Here is a 2249-nt window from a genome sequence, read left to right on the forward strand (position 1 = left end):
CGTGGTGTGACTGCGTACCTTTTGTATAATGGGTCAGCGACTTAATTTTAGTAGCAAGGTTAACCGTTTAGGGGAGCCGTAGGGAAACCGAGTCTTAACTGGGCGTACAGTTGCTAGGATTAGACCCGAAACCAGGTGATCTAGCCATGGGCAGGTTGAAGGTTGAGTAACATCAACTGGAGGACCGAACCGACTAATGTTGAAAAATTAGCGGATGACTTGTGGCTAGGGGTGAAAGGCCAATCAAACCTGGAGATAGCTGGTTCTCCCCGAAAGCTATTTAGGTAGCGCCTCGGACGAATACTACTGGGGGTAGAGCACTGTTAAGGCTAGGGGGTCATCCCGACTTACCAACCCTTTGCAAACTCCGAATACCAGTAAGTACTATCCGGGAGACACACGGCGGGTGCTAACGTCCGTCGTGGAGAGGGAAACAACCCAGACCGCCAGCTAAGGTCCCAAAGTATAGCTAAGTGGGAAACGATGTGGGAAGGCTCAGACAGCCAGGATGTTGGCTTAGAAGCAGCCATCATTTAAAGAAAGCGTAATAGCTCACTGGTCGAGTCGGCCTGCGCGGAAGATGTAACGGGGCTAAGCTATACACCGAAGCTGCGGCTACGTACCTTAGGGTATGTGGGGTAGGGGAGCGTTCTGTAAGCCGTTGAAGGTGGTCTGTAAGGGCTGCTGGAGGTATCAGAAGTGCGAATGCTGACATGAGTAACGATAAAGGGAGTGAAAAACTCCCTCGCCGGAAGACCAAGGGTTCCTGTCCAACGTTAATCGGGGCAGGGTAAGTCGACTCCTAAGGCGAGGCCGAAAGGCGTAGTCGATGGGAAACGGGTTAATATTCCCGTACTTCTTACAATTGCGATGGGGGGACGGAGAAGGCTAGGTGGGCCTGGCGACGGTTGTCCAGGTTCAAGTACGTAGGCGGGTGGTTTAGGTAAATCCGGACCGCTACTAACGCTGAGATACGATGTCGAGCTACTACGGTAGTGAAGTCATTGATGCCATGCTTCCAGGAAAAGCCTCTAAGCTTCAGATTGTAAGGAATCGTACCCCAAACCGACACAGGTGGTCGGGTAGAGAATACCAAGGCGCTTGAGAGAACTCGGGTGAAGGAACTAGGCAAAATGGTACCGTAACTTCGGGAGAAGGTACGCTCTTATCAGTGAAGTCCCTTGCGGATGGAGCAGACGAGAGTCGCAGATACCAGGTGGCTGCAACTGTTTATTAAAAACACAGCACTGTGCAAAATCGTAAGATGACGTATACGGTGTGACGCCTGCCCGGTGCCGGAAGGTTAATTGATGGGGTTAGACTTCGGTCGAAGCTCTTGATCGAAGCCCCGGTAAACGGCGGCCGTAACTATAACGGTCCTAAGGTAGCGAAATTCCTTGTCGGGTAAGTTCCGACCTGCACGAATGGCGTAATGATGGCCACGCTGTCTCCACCCGAGACTCAGTGAAATTGAAATCGCTGTGAAGATGCAGTGTACCCGCGGCTAGACGGAAAGACCCCGTGAACCTTTACTACAGCTTGGCACTGAACATTGAACCTACATGTGTAGGATAGGTGGGAGACTTTGAAACCGCGTCGCTAGATGTGGTGGAGTCGTCCTTGAAATACCACCCTTGTAGTTTTGATGTTCTAACGTTGGTCCCTGAATCGGGATTACGGACAGTGCCTGGTGGGTAGTTTGACTGGGGCGGTCTCCTCCCAAAGAGTAACGGAGGAGCACGAAGGTGGGCTAAACACGGTTGGACATCGTGTGGTTAGTGCAATGGCATAAGCCCGCTTGACTGCGAGAATGACAATTCGAGCAGGTGCGAAAGCAGGTCATAGTGATCCGGTGGTTCTGAATGGAAGGGCCATCGCTCAACGGATAAAAGGTACTCCGGGGATAACAGGCTGATACCGCCCAAGAGTTCATATCGACGGCGGTGTTTGGCACCTCGATGTCGGCTCATCACATCCTGGGGCTGAAGTCGGTCCCAAGGGTATGGCTGTTCGCCATTTAAAGTGGTACGCGAGCTGGGTTTAGAACGTCGTGAGACAGTTCGGTCCCTATCTGCCGTGGGCGTTGGAAAATTGAAAGGGGCTGCTCCTAGTACGAGAGGACCGGAGTGGACGAACCTCTGGTGTTCGGGTTGTCATGCCAATGGCATTGCCCGGTAGCTAAGTTCGGAATCGATAACCGCTGAAAGCATCTAAGCGGGAAGCGAGCCTTGAGATGAGTTTTCCCTGGC

1 rRNA gene is annotated in these 2249 nt (G+C 52.3%); it reads left to right on the forward strand.

The annotated features are described in order from the left end of the window. Positions 1 to 2249, forward strand: a 23S ribosomal RNA gene (locus IQQ51_RS13180); the annotation flags it as partial.

This window comes from Vibrio sp. OPT18 (assembly GCF_015163615.1).
Taxonomy (GTDB): domain Bacteria; phylum Pseudomonadota; class Gammaproteobacteria; order Enterobacterales; family Vibrionaceae; genus Vibrio; species Vibrio coralliirubri.